The following is a 21,764-nucleotide window of genomic DNA, read 5'->3' as shown; positions in this document are numbered from 1 at the left end:
GCCCCCCGGCGCGGGGCCTCAACCCCCCGCGCCCTGCTCGAACCGTCGCCTCAGCGGCGCCGGCCCTCGACCCGGTAACCGGCATTCTGCAGACAGCTCAGCCTGTAGGCATCGACGCTGCCACGGTTGCCGCGCACCGAGATCTCGCAGCGGTCGGGCAGGCGGCGGATGCCTTCGTTGCGCAGGCAGCGTTCGGTGACGACGCGTTCGGGCCCGCGGCGGGTGTTGATCGTGCGCACGCAGCTTGCCGGAATCACCTGGTGCCGGTTGTAGCCGCGAGGGGATTGCCAGCCCGCGGCCTGGCTCTTCTCGACCCGGTTCACGGCGCGGCGGTTGCTCTCCAGCTTGTCGACGATGACGTAGATCGCCGCGGCACCCAGCAGGATCTTGGCCAGATCGTCGGCGGCGCGGGCGGGCGCGGCGGCAATCGGGGTCAGCGCGACGGCGGCGGCCAGAAGCGGGGCGAGGAAGAAGCGGGGCATGGTCGTGGTCCTTTCCTGTTGGCGCCGGGGCGAGTCGGCGGGAACGCGATCCGCCCGGCCTTGCGATGGGTCGACCATCCGGCCGGGGCGCACTGACAGGCAATAACGCCCCCCTGTTATCGGATAACCGCTGGCGCGAAGCCCCTTGCGCCATGGGTGATATTGAATAGCGCGGCGCGCTGGCCCATGCTCAGCCGCATGAAAACGCATCACCTCATCCTGGCCGCGCTGGCGGCAATCTTTATGGCGGGGGCCGCCTCGGCCCAGTGCTATGCCGATTACAAGGCCAAGCAGGACAACCCGCTGCGGCTGCATTACGGCGTGATCGAACTGCCCGCCGCAGCCTGCGGCAGCCGGGGCGATGCCGCGCGCGAGATCGACCGCCGGATCGGGCGCAACGGTTGGCAATTGCTGAACGTGATGTCGATCTTCGGCGCGGACGGGCTGGCCGAGCGCAAGGCAAGCGCCGGGCAGTTCTTCCTGCGCTTCTGAGGCCACATGGTGCGCGCCCCTGCGGATAGCGACGCCGAGGCGCCCGCCCGCCCGCTTCAGGCCGGGCGGGTGGTCGTCATGGGGATGGTCGCCATCGTCGCGATCCTGCTGATCGCGGCGGGGGTACTGTTCTTCAGCCTGCCCGATGCCGACGCCTTCAACATCCGGGTCGAGCGCATCTTCGTCGAGAATGACGACCTGACCTCGGGCGCCGAGATCAAGCTGCTGGAGATCCTCGCCCAGTCGGGCACCGCATTCGCGGATGTGCTGACCTCCTACCGGGTGGTGATCTTCGTGCTGCTGGTCTTTTCCACCGCGCTGCTGATCGCGGCGCTGGTGTTCCTGCTGACCATCATCACCCTGAACCGGCGGATGTCCGAGATCGAGCGTGCAGGGATTCGCGTCTCGTCGCTGACGGTCAACCGGGCCGAGAACACGGTGATCCTGAACGGCATGGCCTTCAAGCTGACGCCCGCCGCGATCGAGACTCTGTCGGTGCTGGCCGAGGCGCGGATGGATGACGACATGCTGTCGGGTGCCGAGATCGAGGCGACGATCTCGGGCCGCCGCGCCGAGGATTGCGACGAGGCGGCGGGCGCGACCCGGATCAAGCGGCTGCGCGATGCGCTGGGCAACCAGATGGTCAGCGAGTTGCTGATCAAGAACGTCGCGCGGCGGGGCTACATGCTGGCCATCGACAAGGACGTGATCCGCATGACCTGAAGCCTGCGCTGGACGCAGGCGACGCGCCGGGTCAGGATCGGGCCATGCGCGACCTTCTCCGGTTCCTTCGCCTTGCCCTTGTGGCGCTGCTGCTTCCGCTGGCGGCGGCTGCCGGAGAGGTGACCCTGTCCCGCGCCGATCTGGCCGAGATCGCGCCGGGGCTCTGGTCCGCCCCCGGTTTGGCGCTGCCCGCCGAGGACCGGAGCCTGCCCATCGTCGGCGAGCGCAATACAGAGGACGGCGCGCGGTTGCTGCGCCATCTGGCGGGGCAGGGCGGGATCAACGGCTTTGCGGGCATCCTTTACGACAACCGCGACCGGGGCCATGCGCCGCTGGACCCGGACCTGTTCCCGCGCCTTGCCCGGCTGGTCTATGCGCCCGATCTGGTCGAGGCGGGGCGCGATTACGGTCTGGCGGGCCAGATTCATCTGCCCGTGATCGTGCTGGGCAACTCCTCGACCGCGCTGACCTACGGACCGGCCCCGCGCAGCCTTGTGCGCCTTGCCATGACCCGACCGATGGGGCCGCAGCTTGCCGCGGAGCTTTTCCAGCGCAACGCGATCTACATCTATCCCGAGCATCGCGACCATGATGCAGAGGATCTGTTTCCCGCGAACTGGCCCTACACGATCACCAGCCAGGGCTCGTCCGGATCCGACCGGCGGTTCCTGATCGCCATTGCGATGACGCTGGCCGCCTTTCCCGCCGACACGATGGCCGCGCTGCGCGATCACGGGCTTGTGGCGCCCGTGATCCAGATGATCCTGCGCCGCAACCTCTCCACGGTCGGCAGTCGCGAGGAGTACCTGTCGGGCCGCGCCCATCCCGCCGCCTTCGAACCCGGCCAGATCCGGATCGGGCGGATGGTGGCCCAGGCCGCCGGGATGCGGGCGGACGAGATCCCGCCCATGGTCCGGCTGCGCGTGATCGACGAGGGATTCCGGCAGGAGGCGGGGCTGGCGGGGCTGGATGAGCGGCTGTTCGACACGCCATCGGCGATTGCCCGGATCTGGCGGGATTTCGACTGGCAGCGCGAGATGATCCTCAGCGCCGAGGAGACCGCGGATCCGAACGGCCGCCCGCTGCGCTTCGACTGGCGGCTGCTGGCGGGCGATCCCGGCCGCGTGCGGATCGAGCCGCTCGACCCCGAGGGGCGGCGCGCGCGGATCGTCATCGACTGGCACGATCCCTGGACGCTGCCCGCGCCCGGCGGTGGCGACGAGTATGACAGCCGCCGCCATGCGCGCGTGGATATCGGCGTCTTTGCCCATAACGGGGCGCAGGACAGCGCGCCCGGCTTCGTCACCGTCGCCTTTCCCGCGCATCAGCGGCGCAGCTATGGCCCGCCCGGTCCCGGCGGCGAGCCCAGGCTTCTGTCCATCGACTATGACGCGGCCGGGCGCGGCGTCGGCTTCGATCCCGTGCTGTTCTGGACCGCGCCATGGTCGGACGAGGCGCGCCATGACCTCGACGGAAGGCAACTGGGCTGGATCCGGCGTTGGGCCGATGGGCGCGAGCGTTTCGTCGCGTTCGACGATCTGCGCCCGGCAGGTGGGCCGCGCTACCGGATCGACCGCTCGGAGGCCGGCAGGCCCGCGCTGAACTTCGCGGAGTGATGCCGCGCGCGGATGTAGTAGCAAGCTACTACCACGGACAATGCCGCATTGATCTAACCTGTCGGTCCAGGGGAGGCGAAGGCGGGAGGGCCGTTTTTCGGAGATACTGCACGAGGCTGGTCCGCTGACAGGGGCGGAACGAGGGAGGCTCGTGTCGGGGTGTCGTGCGGTGGAGGGCGGCGCATCCTGAATGCGCCCAGGGTTTCGATTGCAGGCGGCGCATCGCCGTTTCGTCCGGGGGCAAGCCTTCCGGCGACGCTTCTATTGTGCCAGAAATCCATCCAAGCCCTTGTTTAGATTATAATAATTGACAAGAAACTCAAGCCGGGTCCAAAGGATAGGATGTCGCGGGAGGAGCGACATGAGAGTTCCCGTCGCACGGGATTCGCCGATACAGGGAGGAAACGAATGCTCAGGAAACGCGTGTTGGCCGGGATGTTGCTCGGCACCGTGATGGCCGTGCCGCTTGCGGCGCAGGACAACATGGACAGGCTGACGAACATGCAGCGCACGGATGCGACCTTTACCTTCGTCGACCAGGAAGGGGACAGGGCCGCGGCGCTCAACGCCATTGTTCCGCATATCAACGTGCCCGAGGGTTTCGAGATCAGCCTTTACGCAGTCGTGCCCGATGCCCGCTCGATGGCGGTGGCACCGCAGGGAACGGTCGTCTTCGTCGGCACGCGCAAGGACAAGGTCTGGTCGGTGGTCGACCGCGACCGTGACCGCGTGGCCGATCAGGTCATGGATTTCGCCCCCTCGATCACCTTCGACATCCCCAACGGGCCGTGCTTCTCGCGCGACGGGTTCCTGTACATCGCGGAACGCAACCGCGTTCTCGTCTTCCCGGCGGCGGAGTTCTTCTTCGAGGGTCCGGACCCGGCCGTGGGCGTCGTGGTGGCGCAGGGCGAACTGGTCCCGCCCGAGGAGGAAAGCTTCAACCACACCGCCCGGGTCTGTCGCGTGGGGCCGGATGGCAAGCTCTATATCTCGCTCGGTCAGCCCTACAACGTGCAGCCAGTCGACAAGCACGAGATGTATGACCAGATCGGCATCGGCGGCATCATCCGGATCAATACCGACGGATCGGGCCGCGAGGTCTATACCCGCGGCATCCGCAATTCGGTCGGCCATGACTTCAACCCGGCGAATGGCGATCTGTGGTTCACCGACAACCAGGTCGACGGGATGGGCGACGACATCCCGCCGGGCGAGTTGAACCGGCAGACCGCGGCGGGCCAGCATTTCGGCTTCCCCTGGACCAATGCGCGGGTCGAGATCCCCGAATACAGGAACGTGCCGCGTCCCGAGGGCGTCGAGTTCATTGAACCGCAGGTCGAGATGCCGGCCCATGCCGCCGATCTGGGCATGAGCTTCTACCGGGGCAATTCCTTCCCCGAGAAGTATCGCGGCGGCATTTTCTCGGCCCAGCATGGATCGTGGAACCGCACCACGCCGGTCGGCGCCCGCGTGATGTTCACCACGCTGGACGAAGACGGCAACGCCGCCGGGACCGAGGTCTTTGCCGATGGCTGGCTGAACGAGGAGACGGGCGAATACCGCGGCCGTCCGATGGACATCGCCTTCCTGCCCGATGGTTCGATGCTGATCTCTGACGACTTCGCGGGCGCGATCTGGCGCATCGCCTACAACCCGGCACCGGCCGAGTAATGCGGCTTTCGGTGCCTTTCGTCCTCGGCGGGCTTGCGCTCGCCGGGGGCGGCCCTGCCTTGGCCGAGGATCCGGAGGCCGGACGGCAGGTCGCGAACATGTGCCGGACCTGTCATGGGCTGGACGGCTACGCGCAGGTCCCGATCGCGCCCCATATCGGCGGCGAGCCGAAGGAGTATATCGAGGCCCAGCTGATGGCCTTCAAGACCGGCGCGCGGGAGCACGAGATCATGTCGGTCGTATCCACGAGCCTGTCGGCGCAGCAGATTTCCGACGTGGCTGCCTGGTATGCCGCGCATGTCGCCACGGCAACCCTGCCCGACGGCGTAAGCGCCGCCGATGCGCCGGTTGCCTGCGTGTCCTGCCACGGGGTCGACGGCATTTCGGTCGCGCTGAATGCGCCGAACCTTGCGGGCGAGGTCAACATCTACATCGACACCCAGCTCAAGGCGTTCCGCAGCGGCAAGCGCCGTCATGCGATCATGTCCGAAATCGCTGCCGAGATGACCGACGAGGAAATCCGGGCCGCCGCGGACTGGTATGCGCGCATCCGGCTTGACATCGCCCCGATCGAATAGCCCGGACGAATCGGGTGGCGTCTGTCATAAAAAGTTAACAGAACCGTCAGGGGATCTTCATATGGCCAGACTACCCGCCGGGCAGTCCCTTCCAATTCCGAGGTCTCGTCCAATGATCGCACGTCTCTTCTCGACCGTCGCCCTGTCCGCCGTGCTGGCGCTGCCCGCCGCCGCCTTCCAGCTTGATGCGCGCTTCTCCGATGCCGATGGCGACCTGATCGCCGACATCCCCGAGGATGCCGCCCAGTGGATTGACCCCTCGGTCCTGATCTTCGCCTACACGCCGGTCGAGGACCCGTCCGTCTATGCCGAAGCCTGGTCGGATTTCCTGACCCATATGGAGGCCGTGACCGGCAAGCCGGTGCAGTTCTTCCCGGTCCAGTCCAACGCCGCCCAGATCGAGGCGATGCGCGCGGGCCGTCTGCATGTGGCGGGCTTCAACACCGGCTCGAACCCGCTGGCGGTGGCCTGTGCGGGTTTCCGTCCCTTTGCCATGATGGCCGCCGCCGATGGCAGCTTCGGCTACGAGATGGAGTTCATCACCTATCCCGGTTCGGGCATCGAGAAGGTCGAGGACATCAAGGGCCGCACCATGGCCTTCACCTCCGAGACCTCCAACTCGGGGTTCAAGGCTCCTTCGGCGCTGCTGGCGGCGCAATATGGCATGGAAGCCGGCGCCGATTTCACCCCGGCCTTCTCGGGCGCGCATGACAACTCGATCCTTGGCGTCGCGAACAAGGATTACGATGCCGCCGCCATCGCCAACTCGGTGAAGGCGCGGATGCTTGACCGTGGCGTGATTACCGAGGATCAACTGGTCGTGATCTACCAGTCCGACACCTTCCCCACCACCGGCTACGGCACGGTCTACAACCTGCATCCCGACCTGCAGGAAAAGGTGCGCGAGGCGTTCTTCAGCTTCGACTGGGAAGGCACGACACTGCAGGCCGAGTTCGAGCGCTCGGGCGAGGCGCAGTTCATCCCGATCACCTTCAAGGACAACTGGTCGGTGATCCGCGAGATTGATGCAGCCATGGGCGTGCAATACACCTGTAACTGACACCAGGAATGTCACGGACCGGGGCTGTGCGCCCCGGCCAAGGCGTCGTGCCGGCGGGACTGTCCCGCCGGCCCGGTCAGGGAGAACGACCATGATGAAGACCCGCGTCACCTCGGTGGCAGCGCCGGCCATGCATGCCGGTGTGGCGCATGGGGCTGCTTGCGCACCCTTCGACATGGACGAGTTCATGCCCATCACCTTTCAGGAACACCGGTCGGTGCTGCGCGAGTTCGGTGCCGCGACCGGCATCAGTCACACCTGCAACTGACCCGTTGTTAACATGCGCATGGCAGGCGCCCCTCGCCTGCCGTTTTCCCTGTCCCGAACGGAGGCCCCATGCTGACCGTCGACAAGCTGACCAAGGTCTACAAGACCGGCGACAAGGCGCTGACCGATGTCAGCTTTACCGTGCCAAAGGGGCAGGTCGTGGGGCTGATCGGGCCGTCGGGCGCGGGCAAGTCCACGCTGATCCGCTGTGTCAACCGGCTGGTGGAGCCGACCGAGGGGACGGTGCGGCTGAACGATCTGGACATCACGCGCCTGCGCGCGGGCGAACTGCGCCGGGCGCGGCGGCGGATCGGGATGATCTTTCAGGAATACGCCCTCGTCGAACGGCTGACGGTCATGGAGAACGTGCTGTCCGGGCGGCTGGGCTACGTGCCGTTCTGGCGCAGCTTCACCCGCCGCTTCCCGGGCGAGGACATTGCCAAGGCGTTTCGCCTGCTCGATCGCGTCGGCCTGTCGGCCCATGCCGACAAGCGCGCCGATGCGCTGTCGGGCGGGCAGCGCCAGCGGGTGGGCATCGCCCGGGCGTTGGAACAGGATCCCGAGCTGCTGCTGGTGGATGAACCCACCGCGAGCCTCGACCCCAAGACCAGCCGCCAGATCATGCGGCTGATCGTCGAGATCTGCCGCGAAAGCGGCCTGCCCGCGATCATCAACATCCATGACGTGGTCCTGGCCCAGCAATTCGCCGACCGGATCATCGGGTTGCAGGCGGGCCGGGTGGTCTTCGACGGTCCGGCAACGGGGCTGACCGAGGCGGTCCTGACCCAGATCTATGGCGAGGAGGACTGGACCGCGATGCGCCAGGCCGCCGCCGAGGACGAGGCCGCCGAGGCCGAACAGCGCGACGAGGCCAAGAAGATGATGAGGGCGCTGTGACCGACACCGCCGCCCCCGTGTCCCCGGGCGTGTCCCCGGGCCCCTATCCGACGCGGTGGAAGCGCCCGCCGCAGATGATCAAGTCGCGCTTCTGGCGCTATGCGCTTGCCATCGGGGCGCTGGTCTGGCTGGTGCTGGCGCTTGGCACCATCGAGGTGAACTGGCAGCGCGTCATGGTCGGGATGGAGCGCGGCCAGCGCTTCATCGCGGGGTTCCTTCAGCCCGATTTCACCACCCGCTGGCGCGACATCTCTACCGGGCTGATCGAGAGCCTGACGATGACGCTGACCTCGACCGTGGTCGGCGTCCTGATCTCGATCCCCATCGGCATCGGCGCGGCGCGCAATGTCGCCCCGGGCTGGATCTATGCGATCTGCCGCGGGATCATCGCCGTTTCCCGCGCGTTGCAGGAAATCATCGTCGCGATCTTCTTCGTGGCGCTGTTCGGCTTTGGCGCCTTTGCGGGGTTCCTGACGCTGACCTTTGCCACCATCGGCTTCATCGGCAAGCTGCTGGCCGAGGATATCGAGGATATCGACGAATCCCAGGCCGAGGCGATCCGGGCGACCGGCGCCTCGTGGTTCCAGTTGATCAACTACGCGATCCAGCCGCAGGTCATGCCGCGACTGATCGGGCTGTCGCTCTACCGGCTCGACATCAATTTCCGCGAATCTGCCGTGATCGGCATCGTCGGCGCGGGCGGGATCGGGGCGACGCTGAACACCGCGCTGAACCGCTATGAATATGACAGCGCGGGGGCGGTGCTGCTCATCATCATCGCCATCGTGATGATCTCGGAATATTCCTCGGGCTATCTGCGCAGGTGGGTGCAATGAGCGTGATCGACATTCCCGCCGCCGAACGTCCCGTCTGGCACCACCGCACCCCGCTTGGCCGGCTGGCGATCTATGCCGGTTGGCTGGGGCTGGTCGCGCTGTTCGTCTGGTGCTGGAACATCATGACGGAACGCACGATGTGGGTCTTCGTCTATGACGCGCCCCATGCCGCGGCTGATCTGGCCAGCCGCGCCTGGCCGCCGCGCTGGTCCTATATGGACAGGCTTTGGCAGCCGTTGTGGGACACGATCAACATCGCCACGCTGGGCACGCTGCTGGGCATCGTGCTGGCGGTTCCGCTGGCCTTCCTGGCGGCCTCGAACACCACGCCCTCGCGGATGATCCTGCGGCCCGTCGCGCTGTTCTGCATCGTGGCCAGCCGCTCGATCAACTCGCTGATCTGGGCGCTGCTGCTGGTGTCGATCCTGGGCCCCGGGATCCTTGCGGGGATCCTTGCCATCGGCTTCCGCTCGGTCGGCTTCATCGGCAAGCTGCTTTACGAGGCGATCGAGGAGACGGATATCGCCCAGATCGAGGCGATCACCGCCACCGGGGCGACCAAGGCGCAGATCCTGAATTACGGGATCGTGCCGCAGGTGCTGCCCAGTTTCTACGGCATCTCGGTGTTCCGCTGGGATATCAACATCCGCGAAAGCGCGATCCTCGGGCTGGTGGGCGCGGGTGGCATCGGGGCGCAGCTTCAGGCCAGCCTGAACGTGCTGGCCTGGCCGCAGGTCACGCTGATCATCCTGGTGATCCTGGCGACCGTCGTGGTCAGCGAATGGGTCTCGGCCCGGGTGCGGCACGCGATCATCTGAGGCGCGCGGCGAAAGGACGATTGCAGCCGGACCGCCGATCTGGTCCCCTCGGGCAAGGACCGGATGGAGGGGGCCGTGAGCGCCGACCAGTTCCTGATCTTCGCAATCCTTGGCGCCACGCTGGCGGCGTTCCTGTGGGGGCGCTATCGCCATGACGTGGTGGCGCTGGCGGCACTTCTGGCCTGCGTCGTCGCGGGCGTCGTTCCGGCCACGGACGCCTTTGCGGGATTCGGCCATCCGGCGGTGATCACGGTGGCCTGCGTGCTGGTGCTGAGCCACGGGCTGCAGACCACCGGTGCGGTGGACTGGCTGGCGCGCAGCGTTCTGCCGCGCGAGGCCGGGCGACTGGCCAGCATGGCCGCGCTGATGGGGCTGGGTGCTGCGCTGTCGGGGTTCATGAACAATGTCGGCGCCATGGCACTGTTGATGCCGGTCGCGGTGCAGCTTGCCGGGCGGCTGGACCTGATGCCGGGGCAGGTGCTGATGCCGCTGGCCTTCGGCACGATCCTGGGCGGCATGACGACGCTGGTGGGCACGCCGCCGAACCTGATCGTCTCGGGCTTTCGCGCCGAGGCGGGGCCGGGGCATTTCGGCATGTTCGATTTCGCGCCCGTGGGCGTTGCGGTGGCTTTGGCGGGCGTGCTGTTCGTGGTGCTGGTCGGCTGGCGGCTGGTGCCCGCGCGCAAATCGGCCACGGGCGAGGCGTTCGATACCGGCACCTATCTGACCGAGGTGCGCGTGCCCGAAAAGAGCAAGGCCGTTCACCTGACCCTGCGCGGCTTCGAACGCGAGATCGAGGAGAGCGGCGCGCAGGTGGTCGGCCTCGTGCGCAACGAGGTCCGCATCACCGCCCCGCATGGCGGCCGACGCATCCGCGCGGGCGACATCTTGGTTCTGGATGCCGATGTCGAGGGACTGGCCGAGGCGCTGGCGCTGTTCGGCATCGAACTGGAGGAGCAGGGTCCATCCTCGGAAGAGGCAGGCGACACGGCGCCCGGGTCGCGACCGCAGGACGTCGCGGAAGATGGCGCAGGCAAGCATGACGAGGAGAGCGCCGAGGACAAGCCGGACCGAGACGAGGATATCGTGCTGCGGGAACTGGCCGTTCTGCCGGGGTCCAGCATCGTGGGACGATCGGCTACCGATCTTCGGCTGCGCACGCGGTTCGGGCTGAACCTGCTGGCCGTCTCGCGCGAGGGGCGGCCGCCGCCGACCCGGCTGCGGTCGCTGCGGATCCGCTCGGGTGATCTGTTGCTGATGCAGGGGCCGGCCGAGGTGATGGCCGATTTCGTCAACGATACCGGCTGCGTGCCCCTGCGCGAGCGGGAACTGCGCATCCCCGACAAGCGCATGGCGATCATCGCGGGCGCGATCATGCTGGGCGCCGTTGCCCTTGTCACGCTGGGTCTTCTGCCCGCGGCCCCGGCCTTTGCGCTCGGGGTCCTGGCCTCGATGCTGCTGCGCACGGTGCCGCCCCGGCAGGTATATTCCGCGATCGACTGGCCGGTGATCGTGCTGCTGGGCGCGCTGATCCCGGTGGCGGGTGCGATGCAGGCAACGGGTGCGGCCGATCTGCTGGCGCGCGTGCTGGTCGAGACCATAGCGCAGGGCAATGCCGTCGCAGCGCTGGCGGTGGTGCTGGTGACGACGATGTTCCTGTCGGACGTGATGAACAACGCCGCCACCGCCGCCGTGCTGTGCCCGGTCGCGCTGGGCATCGCCGCGGCGCTCGGTGTCAATCCCGACAGCTTTCTGATGGCGGTGGCGATCGGGGCCTCCTGCGCGTTCCTGACCCCCATCGGGCATCAGAACAACACGCTGATACTGGGTCCCGGCGGCTTTCGCTTTGGCGATTACTGGCGGCTTGGCCTGCCGCTGGAGATTCTGGTGGTCGTGGTCAGCCTGCCGCTTCTGCTGGTGGTCTGGCCGCTCTGACCCCTGTCCTTGCGCTGGATCATGGCGGGGCCGGTCCCGCCGCGCGAGGTTCGGGGCGACAGGGGCGGTGTCGCTGGCCGTCCCCGGAAAGGAGTGCGCCATGACACAGGTGGCCTATGGGGTCTGGGACGGGGTCGTCCATGACCGGCAGGCGGGGCAAGCCACCCTTGAGCCCCGCAATTTCGACGAGTTCGACGAGGGCAACCCGATCCGCGCCTTTTTCGGCGACCGAGGTTTCTTCGTGTTCGATGAAAGCGTCAGCCTTGTGGACGCGCTTTACCACTACATGCGCAAGGCGGCCGAACAATCCTGCGGCGTCTGCACGCCCTGCCGTATGGGCACGGTGCTGGTGCGCGACGCGCTGGACGCGATGCGGCGCGGGCTGGATGCACCGCTGGATCTGAATCAGATCGCGATGCTGGGCGAGCAGATGCGCGAAACGTCGCTTTGCGGTCTGGGCCAGACCTGTTCGGTGGCGCTGCTGGACGCGCTGGGCCATTTCCGCGGCCGGATCGAGGAGGAACTGGCCCCGAAGCGGCCGATCCGCGCCCAGCATGGCATGGCCTACATGACCGCCCCCTGCATCGAGGCCTGCCCCTCCAAGGTCAACGTGCCGCGCTATATCGACTATATCCGCGACGGCAAGCCCGAGAACTCGCTGGGGGTTCTGTTGCAGAAATATCCGATGGCGGCGACCTGCGGGCGGGTCTGCGTGCGTTATTGCGAACAGGCCTGCCGGCGCAAGTTCGTGGACGAGGCGGTGGGGATCAAGACCCTGAAACGCTTTGTCGCCGACCAGCAAAGCGGCCCGAACGCGCTGGAATTCACCCGCGACATGATCCGCAAGCCGCTGGATCCGGCCATGCGGGTGGCGGTGGTCGGTGCGGGTCCGGCGGGCATTTCCTGCGCCTATCATCTGCTGCTGCGCGGCTATCATGTCGATGTGTTCGACAAGGCAAGCCAGGCGGGCGGGATGGCGCAGATCGGCATTCCCGCCTACCGGCTGCCCAAGGACACGCTGGCGCTGGAAACCGAAATCATCGCCGATCTGGGCGGGCGCTTCCTGTTCGGCCAGCAGCTGGGGCGCGACTTCGATATCGACGATCTGTTCGCGCGCGGCTACCGGGCGGTGTTCCTGGGGCTCGGCTGCCAGGCGGGCTCGCGGCTGGGGGTTGCGGGCGAGGACGAGGCGCGCGCGGGCTATTTCAGCGGCATCGACTTCCTTCTGCGGGTTCACGATCATGTTGCGGGGGCTGCGCCGCTGTCCTTGTCGGGCGAGGTGCTGGTGGTGGGCGGGGGCAATGTCGCGATGGATTGCGTGCGCTCGGCGATCCGGCTGGGGGCGGGGCGCGTGCATGTCCTTTACCGCCGCACCCGCGAGGACATGCCCGCCGATCCCGGCGAGATCGCGGATGCCGAGGCCGAGGGCGTGACCTTTCACACGCTTTGCAACCCGGTCCGCGTGCTGACCCAGGCGGGCCGCGTCACCGGCGTCGTGGTCGCGCAGATGGAACAGAGCGAGCCTGACGACAGCGGCCGGCGCAAGGTCCGCCCCATCCCCGGCAGCGAGGTGACATTGCCCTGCGACACGCTGATCGCGGCCATCGGCCAGCAGGTCGAGGATGGCAGCCGGATCGAGGCGGACGGCATCGCGCTGGACCGCTGGCGCTGCGTGGCCGCGGATGATGCGCTCACCACCTCGCGGCCCGGTGTCTTTGCGGGGGGCGATTGCGTCACCGGCCCCTCGACGCTGATCTGGGCGATGGCCGACGGGCTGAAGGCTGCGCGCAATATCGACGACTGGATCCAGCGCGGTTCGGTCAGGTTCTACAAGCGTGCGCGCATGCGCAAGCTGATCGCCGACAACGATTTCCTGGCCAATGACGTGGTCGAGACGCCGGTGCGCAACGCCTATCGCGTGCACAATCCCGAACTCGACCCCGAATTGCGCAAGCGCATGTTCGAGGAGGTCGAGCAGACGATCAGCGCCAGGGCCGCCTATGCCGAGGCGCAGCGTTGCATGCGCTGCTATCGCGTCTACACGGTCCTTACCGGCCATCCCATCCCCGAAGGAGCGGTCTGAGCCATGTGCACCTCCGGCCCCGACACACCCGGCCCCGACGCGCCCGAGACCGTGGCGCTGATCCTCAACGGGACGCCCTGCACCGGCCGGGCGAACGAAACCATCCTGTCCTGCGCGCGGCGGCATGACATCTATATCCCGACGCTGTGCGAACTGGACGACATCGACCACACCCCCGGCACCTGCCGCGTCTGCGTGGTCGAGATCGTGCAGGCCGGCCATGACGCGCCGCAGATCGTGACCGCCTGCAACACGCCCATCCGCGACGGGATGGAGGTGCGGACCCGCAGCAAGCGCGCGCGCGACATGCAGCGCTTGCAGGTGGAACTGCTGATGGCCGACCATTTGCAGGATTGCGCGACCTGCATCCGGCATGGCGATTGCGAATTGCAGGATCTGGCGCAGTTCGTGGGTCTCAAGGAAAACCGCTTCTTCGACCGCGCCCGGACCGAGGCGCGGCCCATCGACCTGACCTCGCCCGCGATGGTGCGCGACATGCGCCGCTGCGTGCGCTGCCAGCGCTGCGTCGCGATCTGCCGCCATCACCAGCAGGTCGACGCGCTGGCGATGGAGGGCACCGGGCTTGACCGGCTGGTGGCGCTGCGGGGCGCCGAGGATTACCCCTCGTCGGCCTGCGTGTCCTGCGGGCAATGCGTGCTGGTCTGTCCCACCGGCGCCTTGGGCGAACGCGACGAGACCGACCGGGCCATCGACTACATCTGCGACCCCGACCTTGTGACGGTGGTGCAATTCGCCCCCGCCGTGCGCGTCGCCTTTGGCGAGGAATTCGGCATGCGCCCCGGCACCAATGTCGAGGGCCATATCGCCACCGCCTGCCGCAAGCTCGGCTTCGACGTGGTGCTGGACACCAATTTCGCCGCCGACGTCGTCATCATGGAGGAAGGCGCCGAGTTGCTGGGCCGGCTCAAGGCGGGGCGGCGGCCCACCTTTACCTCGTGCTGCCCGGCCTGGATCGACTTTGCCGAGATCCATTACCCCGAGCTGCTGCCGCTTCTGTCCTCGACCCGGTCGCCGCAACAGGTGCTGTCGGCCATTGCCAAGACCTGGCTGCCCGGAAAACTGGGCGTCGCGCCGGATCGGATCCGCGTGATCTCGGTCATGCCCTGCGTCGCCAAGAAAGAGGAGGCGACGCGCCCGCAACTGGCGCGGGACGGGCGGCCCGATACGGATCTGGTGCTGACCACCCGCGAATTCGCGCGCCTGCTGCGCCGCGAGGGGATCGACCTGAAGACGCTGGAACCCTCGGGCTTCGACAGCCCCTTTTTGCGCGAATATTCCGGCGCGGGTGCCATCTTCGGCACCACCGGCGGTGTGATGGAGGCCGCGCTGCGCACCGTCTATGCCATCGTCAACGGACGCGAGCTGGAGCAGATCGAACTGACCCAGTTGCGCGGCTTCGAGGGCATCCGCGAGGCCCGCGTCGATCTGGGCGGGCAGGTGGGCGAGGTCAGGGTGGCGATGGTCCACGGGCTTGGCGACACGCGCGCGCTGGTGGAGGCGGTGCTGGCAGGCAGGGCCGATTACGATTTCATCGAGGTGATGGCCTGCCCCGGCGGCTGCGTCGATGGGGGCGGGTCGCTGCGCTCGAAAAAGGCGTATCTGCCGCTGGCCCAGAAACGGCGCGAAACCATCTATTCGGTCGACCGCGCGGCCCGCGTGCGCCAGTCGCACAACAACCCGCAGGTGCAGGCGCTGTATCGCGATTTCCTGGGCGCGCCGAACTCGGAACTTGCGCACCAATTGCTGCATACGAGCTACGAGGATCGCCGACGCGAGCTGAAGCATACCGTCAAGGAGATCTGGGACGACATCACCATGAGCACGATGGTCTATTGACCCGGAGGCCCTGTTTCGACCGCCGCGCGGTGGTGGCCGGACTGGCCGCGCTGCCCCTTGCGGCCCCGGCGCGGGGGGCGGAGCCGCTGACGCTCTGGGGTATTCCGGGCACGCCTTCGGCGGTATTTGCCGGGGCGGTGGCGTCCGAGCGGTTCCAGAGGGCCGCGCCCGGCGCGCGGTTCGAGATCTGGAAAAGCACCGACCAGTTGCGCGCGGGCATCGCCTCGGGCGCGTTCCGGCTGTTTGCCAGTTCCACCTATGCCGCGGCCAATTTCTTCAATCGCGGGGCGGGCACGCGGATGATCAATGTCGTGACCTGGGGCGTGCTTCATGTCATGGCGCGCGATGACCGCATCCGCTCGATCGCGGATCTCGCGGGCCGCCGGGTGCTGCTGTCGAACAAGAACGAGGCGCCGGATCTGTTGTTCCGCATGGTGCTGGGCTGGGCCGGGCTGGACCCCGACCGCGATCTACGGCTCGACTATGTCGGCTCGCCCGGCGAGGCGGTGCCGCTGTTCCTGGCCGGGCGGGGCGATGTGGCGCTGCTGCATGAACCGGCCGCCACGACCGCGCAGATCCGTGCCGAACGCGAAGGCTTGCCCATGATCCGCGCGCTCGACATCGCCGAGATCTATGGCCGGCATACCGGGCGCGGCCCGCGGATTCCGCAGGTGGGGCTGGCGGTCAGCGCCGAGTTTCTGGACAGCGCGCCCGAAGTCGTCGCCGCCGCCCATGCCGCCTGTATCGAGGCCGCCGATTGGGCGCAGGCCGAGCCGGTGGCGGCGGGCGCGCTGGCCGCGCCGCATCTGGGTCTTGCGCCCGAGATCGTCGCCCGGTCGCTGCCCTTCGTGCGGCTGGGCGTGGCCAGCGCGCGGCAGGCGCAGCAGGATATCGAGACCTATTTCCAGCACCTCATGACGCTGGCCCCGGGCATCGTCGCGAACCGCCTGCCCGATGCCGATTTCTACTGGGGCTAGGGTCACATGGCGCGAAAACGCCCTCCCTCCCGGCTCTGGAGCCTTGCGGGCCTTGCCCTGTTGCTGGTCCTTTGGGAGGCCGGGCATCGCATCTGGGGGCCGCTGGTGCTGCCCGGTCTGGCCGAGACGGGCGTAACCCTATGGCGCATGATTGCAGAGGGCATGGTTGCCCCCGCGCTGGCCCAGACCGCCGGGAATGCCGGGATGGGCTGGGCCGCGGGCGCGGCGGCGGGAATGATCGCCGGGACGCTCGCGGGCCTGCGTCCCGAGGCGCAGCGGGCGTTGCAGCCGGTCGCGGTGGTGCTGCTGGGGATCCCCGCGATTGCCTGGGTGGTGCTGGCGCTTCTGTGGTTCGGCGGGCGCTGGGCGGTCGTGTTCACCGTGGCCGTGGCAACCGGCCCGCTGGTCTTTGCCGCCGCCGTGGCCGGGGTTCACAGCCTTGATGGCGGGCTGATCCGGATGGCGCAGGCGTTCCGCGTGCCCCTTGGCGCAAGGCTGGCCCACATGCACCTGCCGCATATGCTGGTCCATGTCTTTCCCGCGCTGGCCACGACGCTGGCGATGTCTTGGAAGGTGTCGGTCATGGCCGAGTTGCTGGCCGGTGCGGGCGGCATCGGCGACGGGCTGGCCACCGCGCGCGCCCATGTCGATACGGCCGCGATGATGGGCTGGGTGCTGGTCGTGGTGGCGGTGCTGGTCGCGGTCGATCTGGCGCTGTTGCAGCCGCTTCAGCGCCGCATGGTCCATTGGCGCGACGATGGGCGGGGCGTGGGGGCATGACCGCGCCGCTGCGCCTTGAGGGTGTCGAGTTTGCCCATGACGGCAAGCCGGTGCTGCGCGGGCTTGACCTGTCGCTGCGCGCGGGCACGATCACCGCGCTGATGGGGCCGTCGGGCTGCGGCAAGAGCACGCTGATCGCGCTGGCCGCGGGGCTGCTGACCCCCGATGCGGGCCGGGTCGCGCGGCGCTGTGCCCGGCTGGGGATCGTGTTCCAGGACCCCGCGCTGCTGCCCTGGAAGACGGCGCTGGGCAATGTCGGCTTCGCGCTGCGCGGGCTGGGCCTTGGCCGGGCAGAGCGGCGCGCGCGCGCCCGGGCGATGCTGGAGGCGGTCGGGCTGGACCCCGGCGATGCGGGGAAATTCCCCCGCCAGCTTTCGGGGGGCATGCGTCAGCGCGTGGCGCTGGCGCGTGCGCTGGCGGTGGAGCCTGATCTGCTGCTGTGCGACGAACCCTTTGCGGTGCTCGATGCCGAACCGCGCCGCGCCTTGTGGCAGCTCTTGCGGCAGATCCGTGAGCGCACCGGCCTGACAATGCTTGTCGTCACCCATGACCGGGACGAGGCGACGGCCGAGGCGGATTGTCTGGCCGTGATGGACAAAGGCCGGATCGTGCCGTCGGGGCAGCCCGGAGCGGGATAAGGGATCCCGGGCAGGATCGGCAAAAGGCTGCATCGCCGAAGCGATCCCCACTGGACGATCCGGGGGGGCGGTGCCTATCTAGGGTGCATGCCGGGCGGGCCGCAGGCTGCACCCGCCGGCGCATGCATCCTGTGAGGATATCGCCTTGGCCTGTTGCTGTATGACCCGCCGCCGCTTTCTTGCCACCACCGCCGCCGGATCGGTGCTGTCGCTTTCGGGCTGCGTCGGGGTGCCGCCCGCGCTGGTGTCCTCGTCCGAGGTCGAGGCGATGGGGCTGCGCGCCTGGTCGGAACTGCGCGCGCAACAGCCGCTGTCGCGCGATACCGGGTTCCAGTCCTCGGCCCAACAGGTCTCGCGGCGGCTGCTGACCCATCTGGGCGAGCCGACAGGCGCGTGGGAGGTGCAGGTCTTTGCCTCGCCCGAGATCAACGCCTTTGCCCTGCCGGGGCGCAAGATCGGCGTCTACGAAGGCATGTTCCGCGTCGCCCGCACGCCCGACCAGCTTGCCGCCGTGATCGGTCACGAGATCGGGCATCTTCTGGCCAACCACCCCGAGGAACGCATCAGCGCCGAGGTTGCGACCGAAACCGGGCTGCGGCTTATCGGCGGGATGCTGGGCGCAAGCAATGTGGGCAATGCCGATGTGATAACCGCGGCGCTGGGGCTGGGGGCGCAGGTCGGGCTGCTGTTGCCCTATTCGCGCAACCAGGAGCTTGAAGCCGACGAGTTCGGCGTCCGGGCGATGGTCGGCGCGGGCTACGAGGGGCGGCAGGCGGTCACGCTCTGGCAGCAGATGGAACTGGCCGGTGGCGCGCGCGCGCCGGAATTCCTGGCGACCCATCCGGCACCGGCGGCCCGGATCGGGGCGATGGAACGCCTTCTTGCCACCCTTCCGGCCTGAGACCCCGCGCGGCCCCCTTGCGGTCAGGCGCGGACCGGCAGCGCCGCGCGGCACCAGCCCAGCAGGGCCTGCGGCTCGGGCGGCAGGTTGTGTGCAAGCCCGCCGGTGAATGCCTCCCATGCGGTGGCGCAGTCGGGGCGCACCGCGACCAGCACGGGGATACCGCAAGCGCAGGCACGCTCGATCACCGTGCGGAAGCCGCCGCCTTCGGCCTCGGCCTTGCCGAAGCGCGGCAGGACGACCAGATCGGCCCCGGCATCGAGCGCCACAAGTACCGCGCCTGCCGCCTCGGCAAGACCCCGGGGATCGAGGCGACAGCCTGTCGCGCCCGGCCCCAGGGCCTGCGAAATCCCGAACACCGCGCCATCCGACAGGGCCACGACCGCCATGCCGCCATCCGCAAGCCCGGTCTGCCGGAACCCCGCCAGCCGCCAGCCCTCGGCCTGCAGCGCCGCCACCAGTCCCGCCAGAAGGGTATCGACCGAAACCCCCGCGGCAATGGGAAAAGCGGCGATCCGCGGCTCGGCCGTCCCCTCCTCCGTTCCGGTCATGCCCGGCCTCCCCTGCCCGACCTGCGTCTAATTCGACCTGACCCTGCCTGTATAGCCCGGCGGCACTGTCGCGAAAACGCCCCTGTCCGGAAGGCCCCCGGCGCGGGGCGATCAATCCAGCCGTTCGGGCAGCGTCAATCCGCGCAGGATCTCGTCCGCCGACATGGGCCGCTTGCCCTCGCGCTGGGCTTCGAGGATGGCGACCGCGCCCGATCCGCAGGCGATGGTCAGGCGATCCAGCACCTGGCCGGGCGCGCCGTCGCCCTCGTCCACCCGGGCGCGCAACAGCTTGAGCCGTTCGTCCCCCGCCATGCACCATGCGCCGGGAAAGGGCGAGAGCCCATTGATCTGGCGTGCGATTTCGGCGGCCGGGCGGGTCCAGTCCACCCGCGCCTCGGCCTTGTCGATCTTGTCGGCATAGGTGACGCCCGCCTCGGGCTGGGTCTCGGGCGTCAACTCGGGCAGCCGCTCCAGCGCCTGCACGATCAGCCGCGCGCCCATGGCGGACAGCCGGTCGTGCAACTCGCCGATGGTTTCCTGCGCCCCTATGGGTGTTGCCTCGCGCAGCAGGACGGGGCCGGTATCCAGCCCCGCCTCCATCCGCATGATGCAGATGCCGGTTTCCGCGTCGCCCGCCATGATCGCCCGGTGGATCGGCGCCGCCCCCCGCCAGCGCGGCAACAGCGAGGCATGGATGTTCAGACAGCCCAGCCGGGGCGCGTCCAGCACCGGTTGCGGCAGGATCAGCCCATAGGCGACCACGACCGCGATATCGGCGCCCAGCGCGGCGAATTCGGCCTGCGCCTCGGCGCCCTTCAGCGATTTCGGATGGCGAACGGGCAGCCCCAGCGCCTCGGCCCGGGCCTGCACGGGGCTGGGGCGATCCTTCTTGCCGCGCCCTGCGGGGCGGGGGGGCTGGCAATAGACGGCGGCGATCCGGTGGCCCGCGGCGACCAGCGCATCGAGCACCGGCACCGAGAAATCGGGCGTGCCCATGAAGACGACGCGCATCAGCCCCGCCCCAGCTTGGCGGCCTTTTTCAGAAGCCGGTCGCGTTTCAGGCGTGACAGGTTGTCGAAATACATCCGGCCATCCAGATGGTCGATCTGGTGCTGGACCGAAGTGGCCCAAAGCTCGGCAAACGCGCGTTCCTCGGGTTGGCCGCTGTCGTTCAGGAAGCGCACCGTCACCCGCGCGGGGCGCGTGATCTCGGCCCATACGCCCGGCAGGCAGGGGCTGGCCTCGTCATGGGCGTTCAGCGCGGACGAGGAAGCGACGATCTCGGGATTGGCCATGCGCACGGCCTGGCCGCGGCTGTCCGAGCAATCCACGACCGCCAGCCGCAGCATGACCCCGATCTGCGGCGCGGCAAGGCCCACACCCTGTCCCGGCATCGCCTCCATCGTGTCGATCATGTCCGCCCAATGGGCGCGGATCTCGTCGGTGATCGTCTCGACCGGGGCGGCGGGGCGTGAAAGCCTTGGGTCGGGCCATTGCAGGATCGGACGGATCATGCGCGATAGGCCTCTTCCAGCCCGGCACGCAACGCGGGCGCCATGCGGTCCAGGGTGACGATGCCGTCCAGGTGGTCGATCTCGTGCTGGGCGCAGATCGCGGGAAACCCCGCCAGCGTCTCGCGCCGCTCGGTCCCGTCGATATCGCGCCAGCGCAGCGCGATTTCCACCGGCCGCTCGATCTCGGCCACGATGCCGGGGATCGACAGGCAGCCTTCGGGGCCGGTGGCGGTCTCCTCGGACCACGCCTCGATCACCGGGTCGAGGAAGATGCGCGGCGCGCGCGGGCCCGCCCTTCCGTTCACATCCATGACGAAAAGCCGCTTGAGAACACCCACCTGCGGTGCGGCCAGACCCCGGCCCGGCGCGTCGTACATCGTGTCCAGCATGTCCGCGACCAGCAGGCGGATCTCGTCGGTGATCTCTTCCACCGGGGCGCAGACCATGCGCAACCGCTCGTCCGGCCAGCGCAGGATCTGCAGGATGCTCACGCCCTGGCCCGGTCGCGCTTGATCTTCTGCATCTTGCGCGTGATGAGCTGGCGTTTCAGCGGCTTGAGGTAGTCGATGAACAGGATGCCATCGAGGTGGTCGATCTCGTGCTGGACGCAGGTCGCCCAGAGGCCCGAGAACCGATCCTCCTTCTGGTCGCCCGCGGGATCGGTCCAGCGCACGACGACCTCGGCGGGGCGCGTCACCTCGGCATAGGTCTCGGGCACCGACAGGCAGCCTTCCTCGTGGATGTTGCGCTCGTCCGATTTCCAGACCACCTCGGGGTTGAACATGGCAAAGGGTTTGGGCCGCGTGCCCTCGTCCTTGGCGCAATCCATCACGATGAGGCGGGACAGGATGCCCACCTGCGGCGCGGCAAGGCCGATGCCCGGCGCGTCATACATGGTGGCCAGCATGTCCTCGGCCAGGCGCTGCAACTCGCCCGTGATGTCCGACACGGGGTCGGCCACCGTCTTCAGGCGCGGATCGGGATGGATCAGGATCGGTCGGATGCTCATGGCGCATGGATTTAGGCGAATCGAGGCCGCCTTGCAATGCGACGAACGCTTGCGCCTGCGGGGCCAGCCGCTAGCTTGG

General features: G+C 68.3%; 23 protein-coding genes. 17 read left to right on the top strand and 6 right to left on the bottom strand.

All coding sequences use genetic code 11. The features are described from left to right. Window positions 1–50 precede the first annotated feature (50 nt). Complete coding sequence (locus tag NHN26_RS05585; protein ID WP_253088521.1) at window positions 51–482, bottom strand: hypothetical protein; 432 nt, start codon at window positions 480–482, stop codon at window positions 51–53. Between the two features lie 198 nt (window positions 483–680). Between NHN26_RS05585 and NHN26_RS05580 the strand changes: the two genes are divergently transcribed. The 17 genes from NHN26_RS05580 to NHN26_RS05500 all read left to right on the top strand — a co-directional run bounded on the left by NHN26_RS05580 (window position 681) and on the right by NHN26_RS05500 (window position 18,611). Then, window positions 681–974 carry a hypothetical protein gene (locus tag NHN26_RS05580; protein WP_253088520.1) on the top strand — a complete coding sequence of 98 codons (294 nt, stop codon included), beginning with the start codon at window positions 681–683 and terminating at the stop codon, window positions 972–974. A gap of 6 nt (window positions 975–980) precedes the next feature. After that, a complete protein-coding gene (locus NHN26_RS05575) occupies window positions 981–1,697 on the top strand; it encodes a winged helix-turn-helix domain-containing protein (RefSeq protein WP_424511160.1) in 717 nt (238 codons plus the stop codon). A gap of 44 nt (window positions 1,698–1,741) precedes the next feature. Continuing rightward, window positions 1,742–3,313 carry a hypothetical protein gene (locus NHN26_RS05570; RefSeq protein ID WP_253088519.1) on the top strand — a complete coding sequence of 524 codons (1,572 nt, stop codon included), beginning with the start codon at window positions 1,742–1,744 and terminating at the stop codon, window positions 3,311–3,313. Between the two features lie 408 nt (window positions 3,314–3,721). Then, window positions 3,722–4,984, top strand: a complete 1,263-nt coding sequence (locus NHN26_RS05565; protein WP_435594176.1) for a PQQ-dependent sugar dehydrogenase — start codon at window positions 3,722–3,724, stop codon at window positions 4,982–4,984. Further along, entirely contained in the window at window positions 4,984–5,562 is a 579-nt protein-coding gene (locus tag NHN26_RS05560) for a c-type cytochrome (protein WP_253088518.1), read from the top strand. The genes NHN26_RS05565 and NHN26_RS05560 overlap by 1 nt, the downstream gene beginning before the upstream one ends. A 112-nt stretch (window positions 5,563–5,674) precedes the next feature. Then, the gene (gene phnD / locus NHN26_RS05555) at window positions 5,675–6,622 is read left to right on the top strand and encodes a phosphate/phosphite/phosphonate ABC transporter substrate-binding protein (RefSeq protein WP_253088517.1); all 948 of its coding nucleotides are present in this window, start codon (window positions 5,675–5,677) and stop codon (window positions 6,620–6,622) included. Window positions 6,623–6,713: 91 nt separating this feature from the next. Next, a complete protein-coding gene (locus tag NHN26_RS05550) occupies window positions 6,714–6,890 on the top strand; it encodes a hypothetical protein (RefSeq protein WP_253088516.1) in 177 nt (58 codons plus the stop codon). A 68-nt stretch (window positions 6,891–6,958) separates the two neighbouring features. After that, on the top strand, window positions 6,959–7,786 hold the full coding sequence (gene phnC / locus NHN26_RS05545; RefSeq protein WP_253088515.1) for a phosphonate ABC transporter ATP-binding protein: 828 nt from the start codon (window positions 6,959–6,961) through the stop codon (window positions 7,784–7,786). Window positions 7,787–7,860: 74 nt separating this feature from the next. Beyond that, window positions 7,861–8,622 carry a phosphonate ABC transporter, permease protein PhnE gene (phnE, locus tag NHN26_RS05540; RefSeq protein ID WP_253088514.1) on the top strand — a complete coding sequence of 254 codons (762 nt, stop codon included), beginning with the start codon at window positions 7,861–7,863 and terminating at the stop codon, window positions 8,620–8,622. Further along, complete coding sequence (gene phnE, locus NHN26_RS05535) at window positions 8,619–9,440, top strand: phosphonate ABC transporter, permease protein PhnE (protein WP_253088513.1); 822 nt, start codon at window positions 8,619–8,621, stop codon at window positions 9,438–9,440. The genes phnE (NHN26_RS05540) and phnE (NHN26_RS05535) overlap by 4 nt, the downstream gene beginning before the upstream one ends. A gap of 75 nt (window positions 9,441–9,515) precedes the next feature. Beyond that, window positions 9,516–11,375, top strand: coding sequence for an SLC13 family permease (locus NHN26_RS05530; protein ID WP_253088512.1), 1,860 nt, complete (start codon window positions 9,516–9,518; stop codon window positions 11,373–11,375). Window positions 11,376–11,475: 100 nt separating this feature from the next. Continuing rightward, on the top strand, window positions 11,476–13,458 hold the full coding sequence (locus NHN26_RS05525) for an FAD-dependent oxidoreductase (RefSeq protein WP_253088511.1): 1,983 nt from the start codon (window positions 11,476–11,478) through the stop codon (window positions 13,456–13,458). A gap of 3 nt (window positions 13,459–13,461) precedes the next feature. Continuing rightward, the gene (locus NHN26_RS05520; RefSeq protein WP_253088510.1) at window positions 13,462–15,315 is read left to right on the top strand and encodes a [FeFe] hydrogenase, group A; all 1,854 of its coding nucleotides are present in this window, start codon (window positions 13,462–13,464) and stop codon (window positions 15,313–15,315) included. Between the two features lie 32 nt (window positions 15,316–15,347). Next, the gene (locus tag NHN26_RS05515) at window positions 15,348–16,292 is read left to right on the top strand and encodes an ABC transporter substrate-binding protein (protein WP_253088509.1); all 945 of its coding nucleotides are present in this window, start codon (window positions 15,348–15,350) and stop codon (window positions 16,290–16,292) included. Between the two features lie 6 nt (window positions 16,293–16,298). Further along, window positions 16,299–17,072: an ABC transporter permease gene (locus tag NHN26_RS05510; protein ID WP_253088508.1), complete on the top strand. Its 774-nt coding sequence runs from the start codon at window positions 16,299–16,301 to the stop codon at window positions 17,070–17,072. Further along, a complete protein-coding gene (locus NHN26_RS05505; protein ID WP_253088507.1) occupies window positions 17,069–17,710 on the top strand; it encodes an ABC transporter ATP-binding protein in 642 nt (213 codons plus the stop codon). Before NHN26_RS05510 ends, NHN26_RS05505 begins: the two co-directional genes overlap by 4 nt. A 160-nt stretch (window positions 17,711–17,870) precedes the next feature. Further along, the gene (locus NHN26_RS05500; protein ID WP_253088506.1) at window positions 17,871–18,611 is read left to right on the top strand and encodes a M48 family metallopeptidase; all 741 of its coding nucleotides are present in this window, start codon (window positions 17,871–17,873) and stop codon (window positions 18,609–18,611) included. A gap of 23 nt (window positions 18,612–18,634) precedes the next feature. Here the strand turns inward: NHN26_RS05500 and NHN26_RS05495 are convergent, their stop codons facing one another. The 5 genes from NHN26_RS05495 to def (NHN26_RS05475) form a co-directional block, all read right to left on the bottom strand. Next, window positions 18,635–19,162, bottom strand: a complete 528-nt coding sequence (locus NHN26_RS05495; protein WP_253088505.1) for a DUF2478 domain-containing protein — start codon at window positions 19,160–19,162, stop codon at window positions 18,635–18,637. A 111-nt stretch (window positions 19,163–19,273) separates the two neighbouring features. After that, window positions 19,274–20,173, bottom strand: coding sequence for a methionyl-tRNA formyltransferase (fmt, locus tag NHN26_RS05490; RefSeq protein WP_253088504.1), 900 nt, complete (start codon window positions 20,171–20,173; stop codon window positions 19,274–19,276). Beyond that, window positions 20,173–20,676, bottom strand: coding sequence for a peptide deformylase (gene def, locus NHN26_RS05485; protein WP_253088503.1), 504 nt, complete (start codon window positions 20,674–20,676; stop codon window positions 20,173–20,175). The genes fmt and def (NHN26_RS05485) overlap by 1 nt, the downstream gene beginning before the upstream one ends. Next, on the bottom strand, window positions 20,673–21,167 hold the full coding sequence (def, locus tag NHN26_RS05480) for a peptide deformylase (protein WP_253088502.1): 495 nt from the start codon (window positions 21,165–21,167) through the stop codon (window positions 20,673–20,675). The genes def (NHN26_RS05485) and def (NHN26_RS05480) overlap by 4 nt, the downstream gene beginning before the upstream one ends. After that, window positions 21,164–21,685, bottom strand: coding sequence for a peptide deformylase (gene def / locus NHN26_RS05475; RefSeq protein ID WP_253088501.1), 522 nt, complete (start codon window positions 21,683–21,685; stop codon window positions 21,164–21,166). Before def (NHN26_RS05475) ends, def (NHN26_RS05480) begins: the two co-directional genes overlap by 4 nt. Window positions 21,686–21,764 lie beyond the last annotated feature (79 nt).

It is taken from the genome of Rhodovulum tesquicola (assembly GCF_024128855.1).
GTDB classification, from domain to species: Bacteria; Pseudomonadota; Alphaproteobacteria; order Rhodobacterales; family Rhodobacteraceae; genus Rhodovulum; species Rhodovulum tesquicola.
Note: the sequence above shows the minus strand (reverse complement) of the source record. Positions and strands in the feature narration are given on the sequence as shown.

Bases quoted from the DNA above. Each gene is read 5' to 3' on its own strand.
- NHN26_RS05585 (WP_253088521.1), bottom strand. From the start codon at position 482: ATGCCCCGCTTCTTCCTCGCCCCGCTTCTGGCCGCCGCCGTCGCGCTG.
- NHN26_RS05580 (WP_253088520.1), top strand. From the start codon at position 681: ATGAAAACGCATCACCTCATCCTGGCCGCGCTGGCGGCAATCTTTATG.
- NHN26_RS05575 (WP_424511160.1), top strand. From the start codon at position 981: ATGGTGCGCGCCCCTGCGGATAGCGACGCCGAGGCGCCCGCCCGCCCG.
- NHN26_RS05570 (WP_253088519.1), top strand. From the start codon at position 1,742: ATGCGCGACCTTCTCCGGTTCCTTCGCCTTGCCCTTGTGGCGCTGCTG.
- NHN26_RS05565 (WP_435594176.1), top strand. From the start codon at position 3,722: ATGCTCAGGAAACGCGTGTTGGCCGGGATGTTGCTCGGCACCGTGATG.
- NHN26_RS05560 (WP_253088518.1), top strand. From the start codon at position 4,984: ATGCGGCTTTCGGTGCCTTTCGTCCTCGGCGGGCTTGCGCTCGCCGGG.
- phnD (WP_253088517.1), top strand. From the start codon at position 5,675: ATGATCGCACGTCTCTTCTCGACCGTCGCCCTGTCCGCCGTGCTGGCG.
- NHN26_RS05550 (WP_253088516.1), top strand. From the start codon at position 6,714: ATGATGAAGACCCGCGTCACCTCGGTGGCAGCGCCGGCCATGCATGCC.
- phnC (WP_253088515.1), top strand. From the start codon at position 6,959: ATGCTGACCGTCGACAAGCTGACCAAGGTCTACAAGACCGGCGACAAG.
- phnE (WP_253088514.1), top strand. From the start codon at position 7,861: ATGATCAAGTCGCGCTTCTGGCGCTATGCGCTTGCCATCGGGGCGCTG.
- phnE (WP_253088513.1), top strand. From the start codon at position 8,619: ATGAGCGTGATCGACATTCCCGCCGCCGAACGTCCCGTCTGGCACCAC.
- NHN26_RS05525 (WP_253088511.1), top strand. From the start codon at position 11,476: ATGACACAGGTGGCCTATGGGGTCTGGGACGGGGTCGTCCATGACCGG.
- NHN26_RS05520 (WP_253088510.1), top strand. From the start codon at position 13,462: ATGTGCACCTCCGGCCCCGACACACCCGGCCCCGACGCGCCCGAGACC.
- NHN26_RS05510 (WP_253088508.1), top strand. From the start codon at position 16,299: ATGGCGCGAAAACGCCCTCCCTCCCGGCTCTGGAGCCTTGCGGGCCTT.
- NHN26_RS05505 (WP_253088507.1), top strand. From the start codon at position 17,069: ATGACCGCGCCGCTGCGCCTTGAGGGTGTCGAGTTTGCCCATGACGGC.
- NHN26_RS05500 (WP_253088506.1), top strand. From the start codon at position 17,871: ATGACCCGCCGCCGCTTTCTTGCCACCACCGCCGCCGGATCGGTGCTG.
- NHN26_RS05495 (WP_253088505.1), bottom strand. From the start codon at position 19,162: ATGACCGGAACGGAGGAGGGGACGGCCGAGCCGCGGATCGCCGCTTTT.
- fmt (WP_253088504.1), bottom strand. From the start codon at position 20,173: ATGCGCGTCGTCTTCATGGGCACGCCCGATTTCTCGGTGCCGGTGCTC.
- def (WP_253088503.1), bottom strand. From the start codon at position 20,676: ATGATCCGTCCGATCCTGCAATGGCCCGACCCAAGGCTTTCACGCCCC.
- def (WP_253088501.1), bottom strand. From the start codon at position 21,685: ATGAGCATCCGACCGATCCTGATCCATCCCGATCCGCGCCTGAAGACG.